Origin of the sequence: Polyangium sp. 15x6, assembly GCF_029960785.1 — a bacterium.
Taxonomy (GTDB): Bacteria; Myxococcota_A; Polyangia; order Polyangiales; family Polyangiaceae; genus Polyangium.
The window spans coordinates 1-23,563 of record NZ_JASBQE010000143.1; the positions used below are offsets into that span (position 1 = coordinate 1).

A 23,563-nucleotide genomic window follows, 5' to 3' on the forward strand; every position below is an offset into this window, starting at 1 on the left:
GGCGCGGGCGCGGGTGGCAGCGGCGGTGCGGGCGCGGGTGGCAGCGGCGGCAGCGGCGCGGGCGGCAGCGGCGGCGGCAACGCGCTTTGCCCGACGACCTTCACGTTCGTCCCGCCCGCCGGCGCGAGCTCGCCGCGCGTGCCCGGCGAATGGCAAGGCTTCGACCTCGCGACCGCGCCCGTCATGAGCGGCCCCGACGCGAGCGGCGCCTACAAGGCCACGGTCATGCTCCCGCCGGGGCTCCACGCTTACAAGCTCGCCTATGAGGACGCTGGCGGCGGCACGCAATGGATCCTCGACCCGGCGCAGGGCCGCCGCAAATACCTCGGCGGCATCGAGAACAGCGCCGTCAAGGTGCGCGATTGCAACCTCCCCACGCTGTCGGTGAAATCCACGAAAGCGACGCGCATGTCGCCGGGCCAGGGTGTGTTCACGGCCGCGCTCGATTATGTCGACGGCGCGGACGCGAGCGGCGCCGACGCCGCGGGCTTCGAGGCCACGCTGCTCGAAGACGGCACGAAAAAGCCCCTCGCCGCGCCGATGGTCACGATCTCGCCCGAGGGGAACGTGCAGCTCTCGCTCGCGAGCCTCGCCGACGGCAAATACCGCGTCACGCTCCGGCCGCGCAGCAAGAGCGGGCGTGTCGGCGAGCCCGTGCACCTGCCCTTCTGGATCGAGGCCGAGCCGTTCTCCTGGAACGACGCGGTCGTCTACATGGTCCTCACCGATCGTTATCGTGACGGCGACCCCTCGAACAATGCCCCGTCGACGCCCGGCGCGGACGCGCGCGGCGACTGGAAGGGCGGCGATCTCGTGGGCCTCACGCAATCGATCGAGGAGGGCGAGCTCGACAAGCTCGGCATTCGCGCCATCTGGCTCACGCCGTTCCAGACGAACCCGGAGGCCTCGTACCTCGCGGCCGACGGCGTGCACAAGGTCACGGGATACCACGGCTACTGGCCGATCAAAGCGCGCGAGGTCGATCCGCGCCTCGGCGGCCCGGACGCGCTGCGCGCGCTCGTGAAGGCCGCGCACGCGCACGGGATCCGCATCCTGCAGGATTACGTGGTCAACCACGTGCACATCGAGCACGAATATTTCAAATCGCACCCCGAGTGGTTCCGCACGGGCTGCGTCTGCGGCACGGCGAACTGCGACTGGACGGCGAAGGCGCTCGAATGCCTCTTCGCCGATTACATGCCCGACATCAACCACTCGGTCCCCGAGGCGAACGCGCAGTTCGTCGACGACGCCGTGTGGTGGCTCGACGAGTTCGATCTCGACGGCCTGCGGGTCGACGCGGTCAAGCACGTCGAGGAGCTCGCCACGCGAAACCTCTCCGTCGAGGTGCGCGAGACCTTCGAAAAGGCCGGTACCCATTACTTCATGATGGGGGAGACCGCGATGGGGTGGAACGACTGCGGCGACCCCTGCAACGACGAGAATTACGGCACGATCGCCCGGTACATCGGCCCCTTCGGCCTCGACGGCCAGTTCGATTTCGTGCTCTACCACGGCGTCTCGTACCGGACGTTCGCGTACGGCGACAAGGGCATGCTCCACGCCGATTACTGGACCCGGCACGGCCTCGAAAAATGGCCGAAGAATGCGTTCATGACGCCCTACATCGGCAGCCACGACACCCCGCGCTTCGTCTCGCTCGCCGATTACGCGGACGGCGACCGCGGGATCCCCGGCAACCAGTGGGACAACACGGCCCTCGCGCCCTCCGACGCCGTGCCTTACGAGCGCATGCGCGTGGCGATGGCGTGGCTGCTCGCGCTGCCGGGCGCGCCGCTCATGTATTACGGCGACGAGTATGGCCAGTGGGGCGGGGCGGATCCGAACAACCGGCTCATGTGGCGGCCCGAGAATGGGCTCTCGGCCGAGGAGAAGGCGACGCTCTCGTTCGTGCAGAAGCTCGGCACGGCGCGGCAGGCCATTCCGGCGCTCCGGCGCGGGGAGTACGTCTCGCTCGGCGCCACGGAGGACACGCTCGTCATCGGGCGAAAGCTCCCGGGCGCGACCGGGGCGATCGTCGCGCTCACGCGGGCGGACGCGCCGGCGCAGATGACGGTGGACGCCGCCACGCTCGGATTCGCCTCCGGGACCGTCTTGAAGGACGCGATGGGCGGCCCCGGCGTGACCGTCCCCCAAGGCGGCATGTTGACGCTCACCGTGCCCGCGAAATCGGCGATCGTCCTCTCCCCCTGACGCTCACGCGGCGAGCTTTGCCCGCGGCTCGACGATACGGGCGCCCGCCCTCCGGAGCATCTCCGTCAGGTCCACCGCGCTCCGCACCGACCAGTCTCGATAACAGTTGTTCATGACGACGTGGACCTCCCGTGTTTGTCGGGACAGGCCCACGATCTTCGGCACCCAGCTCGCGAGCTCGGCCTTCTCGTATTCGTAGGCGAAGCGCTCGGCGGCGCTGGCCGATTTCTTCTCCCACGTCTCCACGTTCCGCCCGTGAAAGCGAACGAGCGCGACCTCGGCCGTCGCCTCCGCGATCGGCGGGACCGACGACGCGAAGCCCTGCGGCTCGTCCACGCACGTATAGACGAGCCCTTGTTCCCGGAGGAACGCGAGCGTCTCGTCCCGGTGCCGCTCGCCGAGCCAGCCTGCGTTGCGGAACTCGATCGCGATGCGATGGCCGCGGAAAAGCTCGCGCGTACGCGAAAGGCGCCTCCGCGAAGCGGACGAGAACGTGAACCACACCGGATACTGGAACAGCACGAGCCCGAGCTTGCCACTCGCCTGGAGGGGCCGCAGGGCCGAGACGAACCGCGCAGCGAGCTCATCCAGGAATTCGTCACCGAGGTCCTGCGGATAGATGCGTTTCTTCTTCCGAACTGCCTGCGGCAGCGCGTCCCGCATGTCCCGCGGCAGCCCGCGCGGCTCGATGTAATGCTCGCTGAGCGGGGCCACGACCTTCACATCCATCGTGAACCCCTCGGGCGTGCGCTCGCTCCAGAGCACCGCGTTTCTCTCGGCGAGCAACGCGTAATGCGTGCTGTCGACCTCGACGAGGGGGAATGACGACGCGTAGTACCGCAGCCTGGCCTCGGCCGTCCGGACGCCGGGGGGATAAAAGCCCGAGGACAGCAGCGTCGGCTCCGTCCACGCCGAAATGCCGATCTTCACGAGCGCAGACATGGCTCTCCCGCATGCAGGCGTCGCGCCAGCCGAGACCCCAGCGACCGGCCGACCGTTCGTCCACAAAAGAGAGCGTGCAATTTCGTCCGAGTCATGCATTCTTGGAAACCAACGTGCGCTCGTGCCCGTGGGGGGCGCGCGCCAGCTCGGAGGCGCGTCATGTTGTCTTCCTGGACGATCGGGCAGAAGCTCGCTCTCGGCTTCGCCCTGCCGCTCATCATCCTCGGTCTTTTGGGATTCTTCTCGTACCGCAGCACGCAGCAGCTCTTGGACACGAGCGCGAGGGTGACGCATACGCATCAGGTGCTCACCGATCTTTCGGAGATCCTCTCCGATTTGCAGGACGTGGAGACCGGCCAGCGGGGGTACGTGCTCACGGGCAAGGAGGAGTTCCTCGGACCCTATCATTCCGGTCGTAGCGACGTGACCAAGCACCTCGAGCACGTCAAGCAACTCACGTCCGACAACCCGCTCCAGCAGGAGCGAATCGCGCGCCTGTCGGAGGACATCGACGCGAAGGTCGACAACACGGCGGCGTCCATCGCGGCTCGTCGCGACAAAGGCATCGAGGCGGGCACGCAAAGCATCGCCGATGGGCAGGGCAAGGCGCAGATGGATGCGATCCGAAAAACGATCGCCGAGATGACGGACGAGGAAAACAAGCTGCTCGAGCGGCGCGACGTGGACGCCAAGGAAGCCGCGGACAAGCAAACCAGCGTGCTCTTCGGGGGTACGCTGGCCGCGATCGTCGTGGTGTCCGCGGCCGCGCTCCTCATCGTCGGGGGGCTCGGGAAGCAGATCGGAGGCCTGGTGCAGCGCATGCAAAGCGCCGCGGCCGAGCTCGAAGCCGCCGCGACGCAGCAGACCCGCGGCGCGAAGGAGCAATCGCAGACCACCACGGAGGTGTCGACGACATCGCGCCAGCTCGTCTCCACCGCGCGCCAGATCGCCGGCAGCGCGCAGCGGGTCACGCAGCTCGGCGGCGAGACCGCGCAGGCCGCGAGGAACGGCGAACGCACGGTCGCGGCCGCGACCGAGGCCATCCTCGGCGTGCGGAGCGAGGTCCAGCGCATCGTCGATCACATGGTCCATCTCGGCCGCAAATCGCACGAGATCGGCGGCATTCTCGACATCATCAACGAGCTCTCCGAGCAGACGAACATCCTCGCGATCAATGCGACCATCGAGGCCGTCGGCGCGGGCGATGCAGGGCGGCGGTTCGGCGTCGTGGCGAGCGAGATCCGCAACCTCGCCGATCGCGTGGGCAGCGCGACGAAGGAGATCCGCCGGCTCATCGAGGAGATCCGCGGCGCCGCGAACACCACCGTCATGGCGACCGAGGACGGCGCCAAGGCCGTGGAGAACGGGACGCGCCGCTTCGGCGAGCTGACCGAGAGCTTCAAGCGGATCGTCGATTACGTGGCCAGCACGGCCGACGCCTCCCGCGAGATCGAGCTCAGCACGCAGCAGCAGACGAGCGCCATGGAACAGATGAGCGCGGCCATCGGGGAAGTCGCGGGGACGGCGCGCGAGACGGCGGCGAGCTCGGGCCAGACGCTCCAGACCGCCTCGGAGATCGTCGTCATGTCACGCGAGCTCTCGCGGCTCGTCCGCAAGGATGCCCGAGAGCTCGCGGCCTGACGCCCATCGATTACGAATCGCCGCGGACGGCGGCGCTTGAGGTCGTACGCGTGGTCCTGTAGATTCGCCTCGTGACGACCCAGGACGTCGCCTTCGCCTGCGAGCCCCTCGGCGAGAACGTGGTCCTCTCGCTCTACGGGCGCGAAATCATGGACGACCTCTCGTCGTTCGAGATCGACGTGACGGCCGCGGGCGACGTCGATCCAGCGTCCCTCGTCCGCGCCCCCTGCGTCGTCGTGCTCTCCGATCCCGAGGAGGGCATCGCGCGCGCGATCCAGCTCGTGGTGACGGAGGCGGCCGAGGACGTGCGCCGGGGCCGCGATCGTGTGCTCTCGCTCCGCCTCGCGGATCCCCTCGCGCCGCTCGCGCTCCGGGCGGGCCATCGGGTTTTTCAGGACAAAACATCCGAGGAGGTCGTCACGGAGGTCCTCGCGGGCGCGGGCGTGCCGCGGGACGCGATCGTGGCGAGGCTCTCGGGCGAATACCCGCTGTATCCGCTCTGCACGCAGCACGGCGAGGTCGAATGGGATTTCGTGCGCCGCTTGCTCGCGCGCGAGGGCATCTCGTTCTGGACCGAGACGGCCGAGGACGGCGCGTGGCGCGTGCTCTTCGGCGATGGGACGGCCTCGCACGACGGAATCGACGGCGATGCGCGCCTCCCCTTCGCCGCGCCGGGCGCCACGCGCGCGAAGGGCGTGCGCGCGCTCCTCTCGCTCGCGTGGGAAGCGGGGTTGTCCCACGATCGGGTGTTCGTCCGCGATTTCGACGTGGATCACCCGGACGTCTACCTCGACGGCGACGCGGGCGAGGGCGCGCTCGAATGGCTGGAGTACCCTGCCTGCGTGCCCGACGCGCGCGCGGCCGCGGCGCGGGCGAGGCGCAGGCTCGAACAGCTCCGCCGCGACGAGGTGAAGGTCACGGCGACGAGCGATTGCATGCGCCTTCGCCCCGGCCGGCTGGTCGAGGTCGCGGGCGGCGGCGTGGATCTCTTCGATCAACGGTTCCTCGTCTCGGAGGTCCGCCACGGGTTTGCCCGGCCGCTCCCGAGCGGCGGGAAGGGGGCACCTTATCGCAATGAGGTCGTCCTCCGGCCCACGCTGGGCGATCGCGGCGAGGAGCGCCCGCCGCATCGGCCTGCGATTCTGACGGAGCCGCGCATTCACCACGTCGAGAGCGCGGTCGTCACGGGGGCGCCCGGCGAGGAGGTGCACACGGATCCGCTCGGCCGGGTCAAAGTCCGGTTTCTCTGGGATCGATCGGGCATCACGGACGATCGGTCGTCATCCTGGATTCGCACGATGCAATGGCCGCTCGGGGGTGCGATGATGATCCCGCGCGTGGGCTTCGAGGTGGCGGTCTCGTACCTCGACGGCCTCGCCGATCGGCCCTTCGTGCTCGGCCGCCTCTACAATGCGACCGCGGTGCATCCGTACGTCCTGCCCTCGGCGCGCGCGGTCACGGCCTTGCAATCGTGGACGAGCCCCGGGGACGGCACGACGCAGGAGATCCGATTCGGCGACGACGCGGGCGCGGAGGCGTTTTTCGTGCACGCGAGCCGCGATCTCAGCGTGCGCGTGGGCGGCGATTACACGCAGACGACGGACGGCGACGAGGCGCACGTGATCGGGCTCGGCCTCGCGGCGCACGTGGCCGGCGCGGAGGACGTGACGATCGGCGGGAGCCAGCACGTGGACGTCGGCAAACCCATTCACATCGCCGTGGACGGCGCGAACGCCGAATCGATGGCGACCGAGATCGTCGCGGTGACGGGCAACCGCGTGGTCCTCTGCGGCGGGGGATACGAGGAGTCCGTCGGCGGCGCGTACGTGCTGCAATGCAACCAGTCGAACACGAAGACGACGGGAACCTTTACGCGCATCGTGGGCGGCTCGAAGCTCGTCTCGGCGGGGCTCTCGGTGACGGAGAGCGTGGCGGGGGCGCGGACGTACGTTTGTCGCGGCGCGCGCATCATTACCTGCGCCGGGGCGTATTCGGAATCGGTCAAGGGCGGCAAGCGAAGCGCGGCCGGCGCGGTGACCGAGAGCGCCGCCGCGGATCACGGGATCGCGGCGCCCGCGGGCAAACTCGCGTCGGGGCAGGTCGAGCTGCGAGCGGGCGGGAAGTTCAGCATCGCGGCCCCGCAAATGACGATCCACGTTTCAGGCTCGCTCACCGCGGGAGCGCTGGAAATCGCGGGCGGCGCGCTCCGCGCGAAGAGCGGCACGACGTCGATCGAGGGAATGGTGAAGCGGGACCAGGGCGGGGAGGTGGGCGGATGACGCGGCACTCGTGGATCGAGCTCGGCGTGAAGGCGGAGTCCCTCGAGTTCGTCGCCCATGCGTGCAACATCGTCGAGCGGGTAGGAGTGCCGTTCCACGCGCATATCCATTGCGACATCTTCGAGCGTGGCGAGCCCGTGTCCGCGGTCGGCCTCGATATCCTCGGAGAGCGCGCGTGGCTCGTCCTCGGCGTCGGCGAGCATACGCGGCGCTTCGAGGGGATCGTCGATCGGGTCGAGGACCACGAGGGGCATAACGTGATCGTCCTCGTGCATCGCGTCGCGGAGGCGGAGGGCGGGCGCGGGTACTGGGGCGCTCCTGGATTCACGAGCGCCGTGGACGTCGCGCGCAGCTTCTTCGAGAAGCACGGATTCCGGGTCGAGAATCGTGCGCGGCGCACGCCGCCTACGCGGGCGCACCGCCTGCAATCCTTCGAGAGTGATCTGTCGTTCATCACGCGGATCCTCGCCGAAGAAGGTTTGTCGTGGTATCCCGTGACGGTCGAGCGTGACGCCGTGCGTATCGCGGACGAGCCTGGCACGTTCGACGACGACGGGCTCGTCCTGCGATATCACGAGGACGCGGGGCTCGAGGGAGGCCCTTCCCTCCGCGCCGCGCGGCTCGTGCGGCGCGCGGCGAGCGACGTGGCTCACGTGCGAGGTTATGATTACGAGCGGCCGGAGCTCGACATCACGGGCGAGAGCGGCGAGGGTTCCCTCGAATGGTACGAGCTCGCCCGCGATGCACGTTCGCCCGCGGAGGCGAGCGAGCTCGCGGCGATCCGGCTCGGCGAGCGCCGTCGAGAGGCGACCGCGCTGGAAGGCGAAGCTACGACGCCCCTCGTCGCGGCCGGCTCGATCGTCACCGTGGAGCAATCGCCCGTCGCGACGCAGAATGGCCGGTTCCTCGTGCTCTCCGTGATTCACGAGGCGAGCCTGAGCCCCGGTGGAGAGGGCCTCGTGCACCATGCGTTTTTCCACGCCGTACCGGCCTCCTCGATCTATCGGCCCGCCCGCGAGCGTACACCTCCACCTCCGCGCGGGGGCGTGAGCACGGCGCGCGTGCGCGGCCCGTCCGGCGAGGAGATCGCGGTGGACGCGCACGGACGCACCTCGCTCGTGCTCCGCTGGGATGCCTTCTCCGGGCCGGCGCGCGTCGTCGAGCCGGCCCTCGCGGGCTCGGCGTTCCACCCGCGTGTCGGCTGGGAGCAGGTCGTCGCATTCGCGGACGACGCGTGCGAGGTGCCCCTCGTGCTCGGCCGCCTCTACAATGGCGCCGATCCGCCGCCCCTCGTTCTGCCGGCGCAAAAGGTGGAGACGCACCTCGGGACGAAGACCACGCCGGCCGGCGAGCAGGGCCATTTCATTCGCATCAGCGACGCCGCCGGAACGGAGAAGCTCTCGATTCAATCGTCCGGTGATTACCAAGAGCTCTCGGAGAACGACAAGGTCTCCGTGGTGCAGGGTGATCTCGGGCGCGTGGTGGGCGGGTCACGGGAGCTATTCGTCAAGGAAAACCTGAACACGGCCGTGGACGGGGCGCACTCGCTCTCGGTGGGCGCCGAGCGCGCCGTCACGACGGACGCGGATCACGCCGTGTGGGCGAGCGCGGAGAGCATTTCAGTGGGCGGCGCGCGCCTCTTTTCGATCGGCGGCGATTCCGTGACGAAGGCGCCGCGGCTCGCGCGAATCGTGGGCGGGGCGAAGACCGAGGCGCCGCTCGAACACCAGAGCGTGCACACGGAAGGCGCCGGGACGCTCGTCGTCGGCGGTTCGATGAACACGACCGCGGGGATTTCCGAGGCGATCATGGTGGGCGGGGCGGCCGTCGTGAAGGTCAGCGGCCCGATGACGGTGACGGCGAACGGATATGGGCTCGACGTGCTCGGCGTGTATGCGGAGAGCCATGCGTCGCGCAACGTGAAGGCGGGCGGCAACGTCGCCGAGTCGTTCGGGACGCTCTCGCATGCGGTGAAAGGGAATGCGACGCTCGCGGGCGCCGAGGTCGCGATCGAGGCCAAGGCGCGGCTCGTCCTCAAAGCGGGTGGAATGACCATCAAGATGACCCCAGGCACGATCGAGATCCAGGGCGATTTCCAAGGCTCGGTCGCGAGCGTCGAGGGAGGAGTGTCTCGGTATGGCTGAAGGAAAAAGCGCGCGGCGCGGTCTCCGCAAGACGAGCTCCGTGCTCGGTCCGGGGCTGCATCCTGGCCGCATCGAAATGGCCATGGCGACCTCCGCGGACGGCGACGAACGCGCCTATCGGGTCCGCCTTGCCTCGGGCCGCCATCTCACGGCGCGCCTCGACGGCGCCGTCGCGCGCGATTTCGCCGAGGAATGCCTGCGAGGCGGGCGCACGGTCGTGCTCGTGGATGGGCCGGACGGGCCGCGGATCGCGGGCGCGCTCCAGGTCGCGAGCGCGCTCGAAAAGGACGAACGTGGCACGCTCGCGCTCGAAGCGAAGCACTTGCGGGTCCGGGCCGATCAATCGATCGTGCTCGAGGTTCCCGGCGGATCCCTCGCGTTCGAGCCGGGCGGCGCGCTTCGCCTCGAAGGGGACAAACTCGTCATCGACATGGCCGCGCTCGTCCGCATTTTCGCGGCGCGGGTGGAGCTGCCGTGACCCGCGTCTCCGTCGCGCTCCCCGGGGATCCGCCGCTCCGCCTCGTGCGTGTCGCAGGGCGCGAGCGCCTCGGCGAAATCGGGAGTTACGATCTCGATTTCTCGGGTCCCCCCTCCCCCGTCGTGCTGCCCTCGCACGTGCTGCGCGGGGCGTGCGTGCTGCGATTCGAGACCGCGGCGGGAGAGCGGCGATTTGCGGGCATCGTGACGCGGTTCGTCCTGGTCGCGACGGATCATGGGCACGAGCGCATCTACCGCGCCACCGTGCGCCCGCGCCTCGCCTTGCTGGAACTGCGGCGTTTTCCGCGGGTGATCCGCGACCGCAGCGCGCCCGAGATCATCACCGAGCTCGCGCGCGCCGCGGGATACGAGCGGATCGAGGTGCGCCTCGCGGAGACGTATCCGCCGCTCGACGGGTCGATTCAATACGACGAGACGGATGCGACGTTCGTCCGCCGCCTCTGCGAGGAGCACGGGCTTTTCTTTCGGTTCGAGGAGAACGAGGGCGCCGAGGTGCTCGTGCTCGAGGACGACTCGACGCGTGCGGCGGACGCATATCCCGAGCCGATTGCGATCGTCACACGGGCGACGGCAAGCGAGTCGCGGCCGTTCGTCATGCCCGTCATGGCCGCGCGGCAGCGTCGTCCGGGAAAGGTGACGTTGCGCGATTACGATCCCGAGCGACCTGACCTGAAGCTCGGAGGCGTGGCAGCGGACGGATCGAGCATCGAGCAAAAGATCGAAATCTACGAGGCGCCGGGCGGATTCCGCTCGTCCGAGGCCGGGGAGCGGGCCGCGAGACGGCGGCTCGAATCCCTGCGCGCTGATACCGCGACGCTCGCGCTGCGGACGAACGCGCTCGCGCTCGCGCCCGGTCGCGCGGTCGCGCTCGTCGAATCGGATCGAGCCTTCGGCCGCGCGCGCGTATCCGGCGCATGGTTCGTCGTGGCAACCTCGATCACGTGGAGCGCCGACGAGCCCGTGCTCGAAGCTACGGTGGATGCCATTCCGAAGGACATCCCGTTCCGATTGCCGCGCATCACGCCGAAGCCGCGCATCGACGGCGTGCAATCCGCGATCGTCACGGGCGCACCGGGCCAGGAGATCGACACCGACGCGCTCGGCCGCGTCCACCTCGCATTCCACTGGGACGTGCGTGGCCCGAAGGATCACCGGAGCAGCATTCCGGTGCGCGTGACGCAGCCCGAGGCGCCGGCGGGGTTCGTCCTGCCGCGCGTGGGCTGGGAGGTCTTCGTGTCCTTCGAGGATGGCGATCCCGAGCGCCCGATCGTCCTCGGGCGCTCGTACAATGGAAAGCAGCTCCCGCCGCTGCCGCTGCCCGCGAACAAGACGGCGAGCGTGATCGCGACCGACAGCTCCCCCGGCGCCGCCGCGCGCACCACGATCCAGCTCGACGACGCCGCGGGCCGGCAACACATGCTTTTCTCCGCGCCGTTTGGCCGGGACGACCATGTGTATGGCGATTCGCGCACGGAGACCCGGAAAACCGAGAATGCCGAGGTCCTGGGAAACGTGACGTCTTCGGTCGGCGCGGACGAGACGGTGAGCGTGCATCTCGGGTGGTCCGCGTCGTACGGGTCGCGCACGGTGACGGTGGGCGCGACGCAAAAGCAAACCGCGGGCGGGAACTTCGTCACGCAGGTGAAAGGGACGGAGGCCGTCTCCGTGGGCGGAATGCTGGCCGAGCAAGTGGGCAGCCCCGTGAAGGGCGCTGCGAATCTGCTCTTTTCCACCGCGCTCGCCGGCGCGGGCTCGCGCGGGACGGCGGGCGCAATCGTGGCGGCGGGGCTCGGCGTGGGCCGGGCCGCCATCGAAGGATTTTCCGCGGGCGGCGAAAAGGGCGCGGCAGCGGCGGCCGGAATGGGTTTGGCCGGGATGGCTGCCTCGATGGTGCCTGGCGGGGAAGCGATCCTCGCGAGCGTGACCGGATCGTCGAAGCCGATGCCCTGGGATCACGGCCGTCCGCCCGAGGGCGAGGTCGCGACGGGCGGAGGCGCGGCGGGCGTGAGCGGGCCGAGCGGCAAGGCGGGACCGGGGCCGGGGCACCGGGCGACGCTCGTCGAGGGGCCTTATTCGGAAATGGTCGGGGGCGTGTATGCCGTGATGACGCCGGGCGCCGTCTCTTGGGTGACGCTCGGCCCCTCGACGACGCTCGTCAATGGCAGCCACACGACGGAGACGACGAAGGCCGGCATGCAGGTGGCGGGCGCGATGAACGAAACGCTCGGATCGCTGTCGATCACGAGCGCGAAAAACATCGCGCGCAAGGTGAAGGGCCTCGTTCAGAGCGACGTGAGCGGCGCGCGCGAGGTGAGCACGGGCGGCACGTATCGCATGACGGCGCAAGCGTCGCTGTCGCTCTCGGTCGGGGGCAGCTTGACGCTCTCGGGCGGGACCGTGACCTTCAAATGCGGTGCGTCGGAAATCTCGGCGTCCGGCGGCGGGGTCACGATCAAGGCGCCCACGATTCGAATCAAGGGACAATCGCGCGAAGCGGGGAAATTGACGCACAAGTGACGCTCTCGATCGTTGGCCTCGGTCTCTGCTCTCCGGCGGGCGCGCGCGCCCAGGATCACGTGTTTTTCCCGCGTGCGAACGCGCCGCCGCCCGCGCCCGCGCCCTTCGTGCTCGCGGACGGGCGGCCTTTCCAGGTCGGTCATGCGCGGTTCGTCCCGCCAGACCCGAGCCTCCCGGATCGGCTCGTCGCGCTCGCTCGCATCGCGCTCGAAGAGGCGCGGCCCAGGCCGGCCTTGCCTCTCTTCCTTTGTTTGCCGGCTCCGTGCAAGGGCCTCTCGGAGGCCGAGCTCGACGATGTGGCGAGGCGAATCGCCGCCCTCGTGTCGGCGGCGGCCATCGAGCGTTTCGTGGGCGCGGCGGGCGCGTTCGATGCGCTCGCGCGGATCGCGTCGTCCCCGCGTCTCCAGGGCGCGGTGCTCCTCGGCGTCGATTCGTTTTTTCATGTGAATCGAGTGACAGCGCTCGCCGCGCGGCCTCCGGGCCCGTTCGCGCCGGCGCGGCTCTGGCCCGCGGAGGGCGCGGGAGCGCTCATCCTCGCGCGGGACATGAAGACGGGCGCCTTGGGCGAGATCCTCACGAGCAAGATGGCCCTCGGTCGGGGCACGGACGACGATGACGAACCCGTGGACGGGACAGCGCTGACGGGGCTGCTCGAAAGCCTCCCGGAGAGCGCTCCCATTCGCGCCGTCTTCGGGCAAGAGCGTGTCGACGCGCTCCGTTCGCGAGAATGGGAATGGAGTGCGGCCCGGCAAGCCTCGATGTTCCACCCGGAGGCCTTCAGCGCTTGCCTCGAAGCTGAAATCGGGCAAGTCGGCGCGGCGGCCGGCGTGATGGCCCTCGCGCATGCGTTCGCCTCGGTGCGCCACGGGGTTTGTCCGCCGGGCGCCCCCGTCCTCGCCTGGGCCATTTCACGCGACGGCACGCGAGGGCTCGCGCTCTGCGTCGGCGCCGAATCGAATGCGACGGACACGCTCCGACCGCTCGAGGACCGCGTACGCTCGCGGGTCTTGGATCTGCATGTGGTTTCTCAGGACGAACTCGCGTCCCTGGGCGGCCTCGCCAACGAGCCCGACGAGGTGCCCTTCGATCCCGATGCAGCGCTCGCCCCTGCGAACGACATCGTTCCCCTCGAACGACCGTTGCCGGACCCGATCACGGAGGCGCCGCTCGTGCAACTGAATCGCGAACGGCTTCGCCCCGTCTCACTCCCAGGGTTCTACGCCGAGGTCGTGGTTCATTGCGCGGAGGCGCTCGGCATGCTGGGCAAGGCGCGCGAGCGTTCACCGCGGCGGGCCGTGCCCGAGATCGAGCGCCGCTTGCTTTGCCACATCGACGCGATCCACGCCTCCGGCAGAATGGCGCTCAGCCATCTCGTCGCCGATTGGCGCGAGCACCAGGACGACCCGTGGCATTCGTTCGGCGCGACCCTCGTGGCCATGGGCGCAGGCGCGATCCATCTCGTGTCGTGGATGATCGACGCGCTCCCCGAAGACGCCGCGGAGCACGCGCGGCTCGTGGCCGAGGCGCTCGTTCTGTCCGGGCACGCGGAGCCCTTCGCGCTCGGGCGGGCGCTTCATGCGTCCTCGCGGCCCATCGCCCGCGCGATCGGGCTCTCGTTCCTCGCCGCCCGCGGGGCGCTCACGGACGAGGAGGTGCAGCGCTTTTTCTCGGACGCGTCTCCGCTCATGCGCGCGGCGGGCCTCGACGCCTGCGCAGCGCGGCCCGCGGCTTCGCAAAGAGCGTTCGTCCCGGCGCTCCGGAGCGCGCTCCTCGTCGAGGATCGAGCGAATGCATTTCGTGCGGCCCGGCAGCTCGCGACCCTCGGCGACATCGAGGCCCGGCGCGTGTTCGAGGACTCTGCCGTCGCCGCGCGCCTCGGCCCGCTCCTGGGCGAGCTTTACGTGCTCGCAGGTCGGCCCGAGGATGCGAGGGCCGCGGAAACATTTTTCACACGACAAACCGCGACCCCGGTCTTGCTCTCGGCCGCGGGGCGATGGGGGTCTCCCGCGGTTTTGCCACGATTGTTACAATGCCTCGCGGACGAGGATCTCTCGTTTGCCGCGGTGGACGCGCTCGCCGTCATGCTCGGTCCGGCGCTCCCGCCCGAGGAGATGCGCGACGCCGGTGCCTGGCGACGCGTGATTGCGTCGATGCGCCTCGATCCTTCCGCGCGTTTTCGCCGGGGCCTCCCCTATTCGCCGGCCGTGGTGGCCGCCGAATGCGCGTCGGGTGATCTTGCGCGCGCCGACCTCGGCCGCCGCGTGGACGAGCTCCGGGCCCGCCTCGGGCATCCCGAACCCGTGCCCGTCTGGGGCTACGCGGCCGACGTGGAGGCGAGCCTGGCCCCGCTCCTCCGGGCTGCGCGCGATACGAAAGGAAAGGCGTAGCTCATGGCGTCGATCGGTGGAATGAAGATCGCGACGACGGGCAGCGGGCATTTCTGCCCCGGACCGACGCCGGCCATGAGCCTCGTCCCGCCGACCCCGCCTGCGGGACCCGTCACGGCGCCCTTCGCGTACATATCGCATTCGTCGACGGCGCAGAAGGTTTCGAATCATTTGCTTGTCGCGTACCGGCCCGTCCTCACGCAGGGCAGCGTGATGTCGATCCATGCGCCAGGCAATCTGCCGGGCCAGCCCACCGGCGGGGATATCGTCACGCACATGACGTCGGCCTATAGCGAGGTCGCTTTCGCCGAGCAGCACACGGTGCTCGCGGGCGGAAGACCCGTCGCCTGCACGAATGACATGGTGCGCATGAACGTGCCCTATCAGGGGACATTCATCGCGCAGGCGATAGGGCGGCTCTTCACGATGGACAACGTGCTCTGGGCCCGAAGCGCGGCCACGTTCGCCGCGTGCTCGCAGGTGATCCTCGACCCGGTCTCCGTCGTCTCCGGTGCCGTCGTGGACACGGACATCGACGTCTCCCTCCCGGGGCCCATCGCAATCACGTGGACGAGGGCTTACGACAGCACACGCGCATCGGAGCACGGGCCACTCGGCCACGGCGGCTGGACCCACGCGTACGACCAGTGGATCGAGGTCAAGGGCGAAGAGCTCCAGTTTCGCGACGAGGACGGCTCCACGCTCGTCCTGCGAAACGTATCGCCCGGAAAAACGGTCGTTCATCGGCGCAAGCGGATCGAGGTCCGGCTCGACGCGCGCGGCGGCGGAGCCTCGGTCGTCTCGCTCGCGACAGGCATTCGCCGCGTGTTTCGTCCGCAGGGAGGCGCGCGGGCACGGCTCGTGGAGATCACGAATCCCTCGGGACAGCGAATCCAGCTCGACTACGAAAGCGACAAGCTCGTGCGGCTCGTGGATACGGCCGGCAGGATCGTCCGGCTCACGCACGACGAGAGGGGTCATCTCACGCGTATCGCGGTCTTCGCGCCCGGCGACGAGCGCGCCCCGCTTCAGACCGTCTCGTTCGGCTACGATACAGGCGGCGAGCTCGTCCGCGTGACGGATCCGCTCGGGAACGACGTCACGTACAGCTACGACGAGCGTCGGCGGCTCGTGAAGAAGACATTGCCGACGGGTCTGTCCTTCCATTACGTTTATGATCCCGACACCGGCCGGTGTGTCCGGGCCTTCGGAGACGGGGGCATTCACGCGGGCGACATCACGTACGACGAGCAGCAGGGGACGACGAGGCTTTCGGGCACGCTCTCGCCGCGGGTGTTCTCGTGGCGGCCAAAGGACGGCGCGCTGCTCGGGGTCACGACGAACGACGGGTCGGCCGCGCGGACGTGGGAGATCGACGACGACGGGCTCATCGTCACGGAAAAAGACGCCGCCGGGAACACGAGCCGCTTCGAATACGATGCCCGGGGCAATCTGGTGAACATCTCGGATCCGCTCGGGCGCGTGACGGAGCTCGTGCACGTGGACGATCGCGTGGTGCGGCGCGTGGCGGGCGGCCGCGTGACGGAGTATGCGTACGATGCGCGCGGGCAGCTCACCTCGGTGAAATACCCGGGCGGCGTGTGGCTCACGCTCGATTACGACGAGCACGGGCGGCTCGTGAGGATCGCAGATGCCGCGGGGATCCGAGCGAGGTTCGTCTGGGACGACCGGCACCAATGCATCGAGGAGCACCTCGCCGGCGGGCTCGTGCGGAAATGGAAGTACGATGGGCTGGGGAGGCCCATCGCGTGCGTGGATTCGTATGGCAATACGACGCGGCGCGAGCTCGACGCGCTCGGGCGCGTGCTCGTGCACGAGAACCCGGACGGGACGCGCGTGCAATTCGAATACGACGCGCTCGGGCGAAAGACACGGCGCACGGACGAGCTCGGCAGGGTAGCGACGTTCCGATACGCGGGCTTGGGCTCGGCGGTCGAGGTCCGGAACGAGGACGGAAAGGCCTGGGCCATGAGCCACGACTTGCTCGAAAGGCCGCAGCGAATCCAGAACCCGAAGGCCGAGCTTCACGATTTCCGTTATGATCGCCTGGGCCGGGTGACGGAGATGCGCACGTTCGACGGGCGTATCGTTCGCGCGGCGTATGGTCGAAATGGCCTCGTCTCGCGCCTGTCGATGCCCGACGGCACGTGGCGCGCGTATCGATACAACGAGCTCGACGAGCTCATCGAGGAAGACACGCCGCATGGCGCAGGCAGGGTCGTGCGGGACGAGGGCGCGCGCAAGGTGGCGTACGAGCTCGAGGATCCGGCTGGAAGAGTTTCGGTCGAGATGCATTGGGACGAAGGCTCGCGGATCGTGTCGGCCACGCAGAGCGCCGGGACGATCCGGTACGAATACGACGCTCTCAATCGCCGCACCGCCGTGCATCTGCCGAGCGGGAAGGTCACGCGGTACGTGTACGACGAGGCGGGGCGCGTGGCTGCGATCGAGCACGGCGGCGAGCGGGTCGAGTTCGCGCGAGACGGGGCGGGAGCCATGATCGGCTTTCGGTTCGCGCGGTCCGGCGTCGAGGCAAGGTTCGCTTTCGACGTGCGCGGGCGAATCACGCAAGAATGGGCGAGCAAGGACGGCCGCGCGCTCGTGTCGCGCGGATATACGTGGGACGCATCGTCGGCGCTCACGGGCAAGCGGGACGCGCGCTGGGGCGAGGTGCGCTATCGGCACGACGAAGTCGGGCAGCTCGTCGAGGCGGGGGAGGAGCGCTTCGAATACGACGCCGCCGGCTCGGTCGAGCCCGCGGGCGACGGGTGGGACGTGGGCCCGGGCAACGTGCTGCGGAGGACCTCGGACGCCGCATACACGTACGACGAGGCGAACCGGCGCATCCGCAAGAAGCGGCTCGATACGGGCGAGACGACCGAATACTTCTGGGATTGTCGGGGCAATCTGCGTGAGGTCGTGCGGGGCGACGGGACGCGAATCCTGATGACGTACGATCTGTTCGGTCGGCGCGTGAAAAAAGAGGTCGTCGGGCCCATTCGCCCCGTGTCGCGCGAGGAGCTCCCTCCCCTGCCCTCACGCCGCACCGTCGAATACCTCTGGGACGGAGACCTCCTGCTCGCCGAAATCGACGCCGAGCGGGGAGAGCGTACGCTCGTGTATCATCCGGATACGATGGTGCCGCTGCTCCAGGGCGAAGGCGATGTCGTGTACGGGGTGCTCGCGGACCACGTCGGGGCGGCGACGGAGCTCGTCGATGGGGCGGGCGGGCTCGCTTTTTCGGGATCTCATTCGGCGTGGGGCGCGCTCGCGCGAAGCGAAGCCAAACCGGGGCCCTCGGGGCGGCCGGTGGCTCCGCTTTTGCGCAGGCTCGGGCATCACCACGACGAGGACGTGGGGCTCTCCTACGTGCGGTATCGTTGGTTCGATCCGGAGGTGATGCGCTTCTTGAGCCCGGATCCGCTGGGCCTCGAGGGCGGGGCGAACCTCTTCGCGTGGAATGGGAGCCCGGTGATGCACGTGGATCCGCTCGGGCTCGCGTGTGTTCTCCTCGGAAACCCCAGGGTCGACAGGTTCATCTCGGAATGCATGACGGGCGGGCGACGCGACAACGGCTCGTATCAGGTGTACGTGCACGGGACCGTGGATGCGGTCCACGTGCAACACGCGGACGGTTCCTGGACGCAGATGTCGCCGCGCGACCTCGGGCTACGCTTGATCATGGCGGGCAACTGGGACAGGAACGTGCCCCTCCACCTCTTTTCCTGCAACACCGGGCGCAGGCCCGACGCCGTCGCGGCGCAGCTCGCCTCGCAATATCGGGTGAATGTCTACGCGCCGAGCGAGCTCGTCTGGGGACCCGGGCTGCACATCGCCCCGCCCATCGGGGTCCAGGACTCGAGCCGGCTGGTCCCACAGCCGGGCGTCGACTATTACCCGGACACGTCGCGCCCTGGGAAATGGAACAGCTGGGCCGCCGGAGGATACCCGAAGCTCGACAACCATTACCCCGATTTTTCGCCCCGCTCGCCGCCTCCCTGAAACGGGCCGCTCACCGGCCCGCGCGAATGCGCGCCCCCGCCTCGATCGAGAGGCGCTCCCACGTCGCGCGTATTGCCGGCGCCGCCGCGAAACGCGCCTGCCACGCGGCATCCTCGGCCCGCTTCGCCTCCGGCGAGAGCCCATACCGCGCGATGATCCGGAGCGCGCCCGGCGGATCGAGCCAGATCTCGGCGCACATCGTGGCGTAGGCCTCGATCGAAAGGCGCGCGGCAGATGCGCTCGGGTTTGGCTTAAAAAACGGAAGCGCGGCGGAGAGGTTGATCGGGAGCGCGAGCGAGGTCTCGGCGAGCAGGTTTGGCGCCGGGCGTGGCGCTGGTGGAGCGACGGGCGGGTTGTCCGCCGTCGGGAAAGGCATGACGGGTTTGGCCGAGGGGAACGCCGGCGCCGTGTCCCCGAGCGGGCGCGGCGGTGGGGGCGGCTCGGGCCCGAACGGCAGCACCCGAGGGTTCACCTGGAACGTCAGGGCCGTCTGCGCGAGCGGCTTGGCCGCGAAAGGCAATGCCGGCTTGTAGAGATGCACGGCCGGCCTCGTCTCGCCGAGCGAGGGAGGCGCAGGGCCTTTCAGCGGCCTCGGCGGGACGGCTTCCGGCGCGGCGGCCGCCGGCTTCTTCGCGAAAGGCAAAACCGGTTTGTCGATCTGGAACACCATGTTCGTCTCGCCCAGGCCCTTCGGCGCCGAGCGAAGCTGGCTCGGGGGGAATGCAGGGGGCGGCGCGTCCGCCGGGGGCGCGACGAAGGGCAAGGCCGGGCGATCGACGACGAAGCCGAGCGAGGTCGCCGCGAGGAGCGCCTTCCCCGGCGCCGACGCATCGCGCGGCGGCTGGACAGGGAGGGCCGGGCCCACCTGCACATCGGGGCTCTCGCCCGTGGGTCGGGCGAGCAGACCGAGCGCGTCCTTTTGCAACGCGCGATCAGCCGACATACGCGCCTGCCACAAGCCGAGCAGATGGAAGATGTCGCCCTCGGCGAGGCCTCGATCGGCGAGGAACGCGAGGGGATCGGGCGCCTCGGAGAACGCGCCGAAGAAGGCGAAGAACGCGCGCATGTTCGTGTCGAGCGGGGGGAGAGCTCGCACGATGTCCTGCGCGGGGGCACTTGCCTCGTCACGCATCGGTCCGCACCTCGATCGCGCGAAGCACGCGACGCGCTCGGCCGGCAATGAAGGCGACGCGGCCCGCGATCTCCAGGCGACGCTCGGCCGGCAGGACGATCACCGTGTCCATCGGGACGGGTCGCTCCTCGCGCTCGCCGCCGTCGAATCGCGCATGCACGCGCGCGGCGAGCCGGGGGAGCTCGAACGCGAGCGGCGCGAGCGACATGCCGAGGACGCGGAGCGGATCCCCGGGCGCGAGCATCTCCTCGAATCGGAGCGATGGATGCGCCACGCAGGCGAAGCGCGGATCGTGATCCGCAGGCAGCATCGGCATGCGTGTCCTCCGCCAGTGCGATCCGCACGTGCCGACGAGCTCGCGGCGCGGCGACCAGTGCGGCGGGATCGCGCCGTATCCCATGGGCGGGTGCCGATCCGAAGCGGTCGTATGAGGCCGCTCGGGATGCTCGATCTGCGGCGCGCGCTTGCCGATCAGGTCGGAGGCGCGGCGCGCGACGCCGACGCCCGCGGGGTTCGCGAGCTCGACGACCGAGAGCTCCTCGGAGGCGCCGCCGTACGCGTTCTCATAGACGATGGGCACGCGCTCGAACGGCGCCGCAGGGCCGACGGCGACGTCGAGCACACCGTCGTAGTACACGCGCGGACCGTGCACGCGCAGCGGCGCAAGGTGCTTCTTCACCTGCACCACGACGTCCATCACCGTCACGGGTCGGGGCGCGACGGCGTCGCCCACGACGACGACGTCAGTGCCGGGCTTTTCGAGGCCGATGTCGCTCGGAAAGAGCAGGCTCGAGCGCGGCTCGTCGGGATCACGCGCGACGTCGCTCGTACGCACCGGGCTCGGATCCTCGGCGGGTCGGAGCTCGCCGCGATCGGTGACGACGAAGGTGGCCTTCACGATCGTCACGATCACGTCGCGTCCCTCGAGATCGAGGAGAGGCACGGGCAGCGCTGCGTATCGGGTCTCGTTGACGAAGCTCATCGCGAGGGCCCGAGGGTCATTCTACACGAGCAGTTCCGGTGCTTCACCAAGGCGCTCGAGCATCCCGAGGAAGACACGCAGGGGGGCTCGCTTTGCTCGAAGAATCCCCGGCCGACGCGCTCCGCGAGATCGTGCGAAGGCCTCCGCGTCAGGGGACGAGCTTCGCTTCCTTGATCGCGTCGAGCTTGGGGAAGTTCGCGTCGAGGTAGCCGTACCCTTCGCGCTGGATCTTGCTCGCGCTCGGTCCCTTGCCCTTCGGCGCGAGCTCGCCGTAGCCCTTGTAGAACGAGTCGACGACCTTCATCCCCTCGACGACCTGGCCAAACGGCGCGAAGCCCTGCGTATCGAGCCGCGCCTGCTTGTCGACGTAGCTGATGAAGATCTGCGTGGTGCGCGTGTCCTTGCCCGCGTGCGCGAACGTGACGAAGCCGCGGCGGTTGCTCTTCACCACGGGATCGTCGGGAAAATACGCGCGATACCAGGCGCCGTTCACCGCAGGCTCGGGGTGGATGCCGAACTGGACCATGAAGTCGTCGATCGCGCGATGAAAGCGGACGCCGTCGTAGAAGCCGAGTTTTACGAGGTTGTAGAAACGGTCGGCCCCGTTCGGGGCCCACGCGCGGGTCACTTGCACGACGAAGTCCCCCTTCGTCGTGGAGAACTTCACCTTGAAGACGTCGGGCGCCTTCTCGGTCGCCTTCTCAGGGTGGAAGAGCGGATCGTTGCCGTCGCGGCCGCCTGCCGTGGGCGCGGTCGCGGAGGTCGCAGGAGCCGCAGAGGGAGCGGCGGGCGCGATGCTCGCGGCAGCGGTGGCGGAGGGAGAGGCATGGGCTGCGGGGGCCTCGTCGCGGGAGCAAGCGGCGACGACGACGAAGCTCGCGGCGAGGGAAAGGCGGCCGAGGAGGGACCGGCTCATGAGGGACTAGCTTAACGAAAGCCCCGCGGTGCCGTCACGCGCGCCGGAAACGCTCAGGAAAGAAGGAGCTCGCGCAACGCGCCGAGGCCGATGGAGCCGACGCCCAGAAGGTCGGCGTGGAACGTTTTGAGGTCGAACGAGCTGCCCTGGCGCGCGCGAAGATCGTCGCGCAGGCCGAGGATCTCGCGCTCACCAACCTTGTAGGCGATCGCCTGCCCAGGCCAGCCGAGGTAACGCGTCATCTCGGAAGCGGCGTGATCCGGCGGCGTACGGCCGATGCGGGTGAGCATCTCGACGCCATAGGCGTAATCGATCCGCGCGCCGGGTCGGAACGGCGCGTCCGGAGGTGCGTGCAAGCCGAGGTGCGCGCCGATGTCGAGCACGACGCGGCAAGCGCGCATCATCTGGCAGACGAGCAGACCGAGGACGTACTCCGGCTTGCTCAGAAAACCGAGCTCGTCCATGAGCCGCTCGGCATAGAGCGCCCATCCTTCGGCATACCCCGTCTGGTAATCGCTCATGACCACGCGATGCAGTCGGGAGAGCCGCTGTTGCAACGAGATCTGCATGCTGAGCTGCAGGTGATGCCCAGGAAAGCCTTCGTGGTAAGCCCTGCTGAGCTCCATGTAGAGCGGGATCTGCTCTCGCTCGCCCGGGGAGTACCAGATGGTGCCTGGCCTGGAGAAATCGTCGGAAGGCGGCATGTAATAGGCGCCGATCGTGCTGCCGGGCGGCGCGAGCTTCACATCGACCCGACGCGCGGGGCTCGGGATGTCGAAGTGCACACCGGCGAGCGCCTCGACGGCGCGCGTCTGCCACTCGGCGACGACGCGGACGAGGTCCTCGGGGCCGCTAGCACATCGATCCGGATCCGTCTCGAGCAAGCGGATGACCTCGTCGACCGAGGCGCCGGGCTGGATCTGGTCCGCGATCTCGCGCATGCGAGCGTCGATCTCGTGAATTTGCGCGAAGCCCCAGGCAAACGTCTCGCGTAGGTCGATCGAAATACCGAGGAAGCTCCGCGCTTTGCGCGCATAGACCTCCTCACCGACACCGTCCTCGGCACGAGCAGCGGGGCGATAGGTCTTCTCGAGCCACTCGGTCAGCTCGCCATAGGCACGGCGTGCGTGCTCGATCCCACGCTCGAGCGGCCCGGCAAGGGCGGGATCGAATGCGCCACTCTGCGCGAACGCGGGCGCAAGCGCGCGAAAGAAGGAACCCTCCCCCGCGTGCACTCGTCCCTGCGCGAGGGCGGCGTCGACCTGGCGCACGGCCGCGGTCTTCCCACGGCGAAGGCCCTCCTCGAGCGCTCTGCGATACGACGAAGTCGCGCTATCGAGCGTCGACAGGCGCGCGATCATGCTTTCCCAGCCGGCCCGCGAGCTCGTGTCCATGACATCGAGCACCATGCGGATGTGCTGGAAGGGAGATGCAATATTGTTGAGGTCGGCGAAGTGATCGCTCTGAACGATGCGCTCGATCTCTACGTCCAGGAAATCGCGCATGACCCGCGCGGCGATCTGGTCCTCGGTTCGCGTGGGTGCAGGGAACGCATCGAGCTGCCGGCGATACTTCGCCAGCATTGCCGCCGTGGACTCCGCGCCCTCAGGCCCGAAATCATCCCAGGCGTGATCATGCCCTCGTACGCCCCAGAATGTAGCCGAGGTCGGACGGCGCGCGGCGATGTCTTCGAGCAGCGCGTCGCTGAGGGCGAACAGGGGACCAAGGCTGTTGTTCATGGCCAATGAAATCTGGTTGATGGAAAAAGAAAAGCCTGCAAGCTTTTGGCTTGCAGGCTTTAGAAAAAGACCCGGCGGCGTCCTACTCTCCCACTGAGTCGCCCCAGCAGTACCATCGGCTCCAAGGAGCTTAACTTCCGAGTTCGGGA

Annotated in this window: 13 protein-coding genes; 8 read left to right on the plus strand and 5 right to left on the minus strand. The window is 69.0% G+C overall.

What is annotated here, in order from left to right; all coding sequences use genetic code 11:
- Positions 1 to 2,214, plus strand: a 2,214-nt coding sequence (locus QHF83_RS48865) for an alpha-amylase family glycosyl hydrolase (protein ID WP_282425038.1), incomplete at its 5' end; no start/stop codon positions are given.
- A 3-nt stretch (positions 2,215 to 2,217) separates the two neighbouring features.
- Here QHF83_RS48865 and QHF83_RS48870 read toward each other — a convergent pair.
- The gene (locus tag QHF83_RS48870) at positions 2,218 to 3,156 is read right to left on the minus strand and encodes a DUF72 domain-containing protein (protein WP_282425039.1); all 939 of its coding nucleotides are present in this window, start codon (positions 3,154 to 3,156) and stop codon (positions 2,218 to 2,220) included.
- 159 nt (positions 3,157 to 3,315) lie between these two features.
- Here QHF83_RS48870 and QHF83_RS48875 point away from each other — a divergent pair, with 159 nt between their 5' ends.
- The 7 genes from QHF83_RS48875 to QHF83_RS48905 all read left to right on the plus strand — a co-directional run bounded on the left by QHF83_RS48875 (position 3,316) and on the right by QHF83_RS48905 (position 18,645).
- A complete protein-coding gene (locus QHF83_RS48875; protein WP_282425040.1) occupies positions 3,316 to 4,797 on the plus strand; it encodes a CHASE3 domain-containing protein in 1,482 nt (493 codons plus the stop codon).
- A 71-nt stretch (positions 4,798 to 4,868) separates the two neighbouring features.
- The gene (gene tssI, locus QHF83_RS48880) at positions 4,869 to 7,076 is read left to right on the plus strand and encodes a type VI secretion system tip protein TssI/VgrG (RefSeq protein WP_282425041.1); all 2,208 of its coding nucleotides are present in this window, start codon (positions 4,869 to 4,871) and stop codon (positions 7,074 to 7,076) included.
- On the plus strand, positions 7,073 to 9,220 hold the full coding sequence (gene tssI, locus QHF83_RS48885; protein ID WP_282425042.1) for a type VI secretion system tip protein TssI/VgrG: 2,148 nt from the start codon (positions 7,073 to 7,075) through the stop codon (positions 9,218 to 9,220). Before tssI (QHF83_RS48880) ends, tssI (QHF83_RS48885) begins: the two co-directional genes overlap by 4 nt.
- Positions 9,213 to 9,698: a hypothetical protein gene (locus QHF83_RS48890; protein WP_282425043.1), complete on the plus strand. Its 486-nt coding sequence runs from the start codon at positions 9,213 to 9,215 to the stop codon at positions 9,696 to 9,698. Before tssI (QHF83_RS48885) ends, QHF83_RS48890 begins: the two co-directional genes overlap by 8 nt.
- A complete protein-coding gene (gene tssI / locus QHF83_RS48895) occupies positions 9,695 to 12,235 on the plus strand; it encodes a type VI secretion system tip protein TssI/VgrG (RefSeq protein ID WP_282425044.1) in 2,541 nt (846 codons plus the stop codon). The genes QHF83_RS48890 and tssI (QHF83_RS48895) overlap by 4 nt, the downstream gene beginning before the upstream one ends.
- Positions 12,232 to 14,622, plus strand: coding sequence for a hypothetical protein (locus QHF83_RS48900; RefSeq protein ID WP_282425045.1), 2,391 nt, complete (start codon positions 12,232 to 12,234; stop codon positions 14,620 to 14,622). The genes tssI (QHF83_RS48895) and QHF83_RS48900 overlap by 4 nt, the downstream gene beginning before the upstream one ends.
- Positions 14,623 to 14,625: 3 nt before the next feature.
- Positions 14,626 to 18,645: a DUF6531 domain-containing protein gene (locus QHF83_RS48905; protein WP_282425046.1), complete on the plus strand. Its 4,020-nt coding sequence runs from the start codon at positions 14,626 to 14,628 to the stop codon at positions 18,643 to 18,645.
- Between the two features lie 10 nt (positions 18,646 to 18,655).
- Here QHF83_RS48905 and QHF83_RS48910 read toward each other — a convergent pair whose 3' ends face one another.
- The 4 genes from QHF83_RS48910 to QHF83_RS48925 all read right to left on the minus strand — a co-directional run bounded on the left by QHF83_RS48910 (position 18,656) and on the right by QHF83_RS48925 (position 23,414).
- Complete coding sequence (locus tag QHF83_RS48910; RefSeq protein WP_282425047.1) at positions 18,656 to 19,777, minus strand: hypothetical protein; 1,122 nt, start codon at positions 19,775 to 19,777, stop codon at positions 18,656 to 18,658.
- Complete coding sequence (locus QHF83_RS48915) at positions 19,770 to 20,759, minus strand: DUF2169 domain-containing protein (RefSeq protein WP_282425048.1); 990 nt, start codon at positions 20,757 to 20,759, stop codon at positions 19,770 to 19,772. The genes QHF83_RS48910 and QHF83_RS48915 overlap by 8 nt, the downstream gene beginning before the upstream one ends.
- 148 nt (positions 20,760 to 20,907) lie before the next feature.
- Positions 20,908 to 21,675 (minus strand): peptidylprolyl isomerase, encoded by a 768-nt coding sequence (locus QHF83_RS48920; RefSeq protein WP_282425049.1) that lies wholly within the window; start codon positions 21,673 to 21,675, stop codon positions 20,908 to 20,910.
- Between the two features lie 53 nt (positions 21,676 to 21,728).
- Positions 21,729 to 23,414: a DUF885 domain-containing protein gene (locus QHF83_RS48925; protein WP_282425050.1), complete on the minus strand. Its 1,686-nt coding sequence runs from the start codon at positions 23,412 to 23,414 to the stop codon at positions 21,729 to 21,731.
- Between the last annotated feature and the right edge of the window lie 149 nt (positions 23,415 to 23,563).

What these genes read in the sequence shown, in the direction of transcription:
- QHF83_RS48915 (WP_282425048.1), bottom strand. Translation starts at nt 20,759, where the DNA reads ATGAGCTTCGTCAACGAGACCCGATACGCAGCGCTGCCCGTGCCTCTC.
- QHF83_RS48905 (WP_282425046.1), top strand. Translation starts at nt 14,626, where the DNA reads ATGGCGTCGATCGGTGGAATGAAGATCGCGACGACGGGCAGCGGGCAT.
- QHF83_RS48870 (WP_282425039.1), bottom strand. Translation starts at nt 3,156, where the DNA reads ATGTCTGCGCTCGTGAAGATCGGCATTTCGGCGTGGACGGAGCCGACG.
- QHF83_RS48920 (WP_282425049.1), bottom strand. Translation starts at nt 21,675, where the DNA reads ATGAGCCGGTCCCTCCTCGGCCGCCTTTCCCTCGCCGCGAGCTTCGTC.
- tssI (WP_282425042.1), top strand. Translation starts at nt 7,073, where the DNA reads ATGACGCGGCACTCGTGGATCGAGCTCGGCGTGAAGGCGGAGTCCCTC.
- QHF83_RS48925 (WP_282425050.1), bottom strand. Translation starts at nt 23,414, where the DNA reads ATGAACAACAGCCTTGGTCCCCTGTTCGCCCTCAGCGACGCGCTGCTC.
- QHF83_RS48910 (WP_282425047.1), bottom strand. Translation starts at nt 19,777, where the DNA reads ATGCGTGACGAGGCAAGTGCCCCCGCGCAGGACATCGTGCGAGCTCTC.
- QHF83_RS48875 (WP_282425040.1), top strand. Translation starts at nt 3,316, where the DNA reads ATGTTGTCTTCCTGGACGATCGGGCAGAAGCTCGCTCTCGGCTTCGCC.
- QHF83_RS48890 (WP_282425043.1), top strand. Translation starts at nt 9,213, where the DNA reads ATGGCTGAAGGAAAAAGCGCGCGGCGCGGTCTCCGCAAGACGAGCTCC.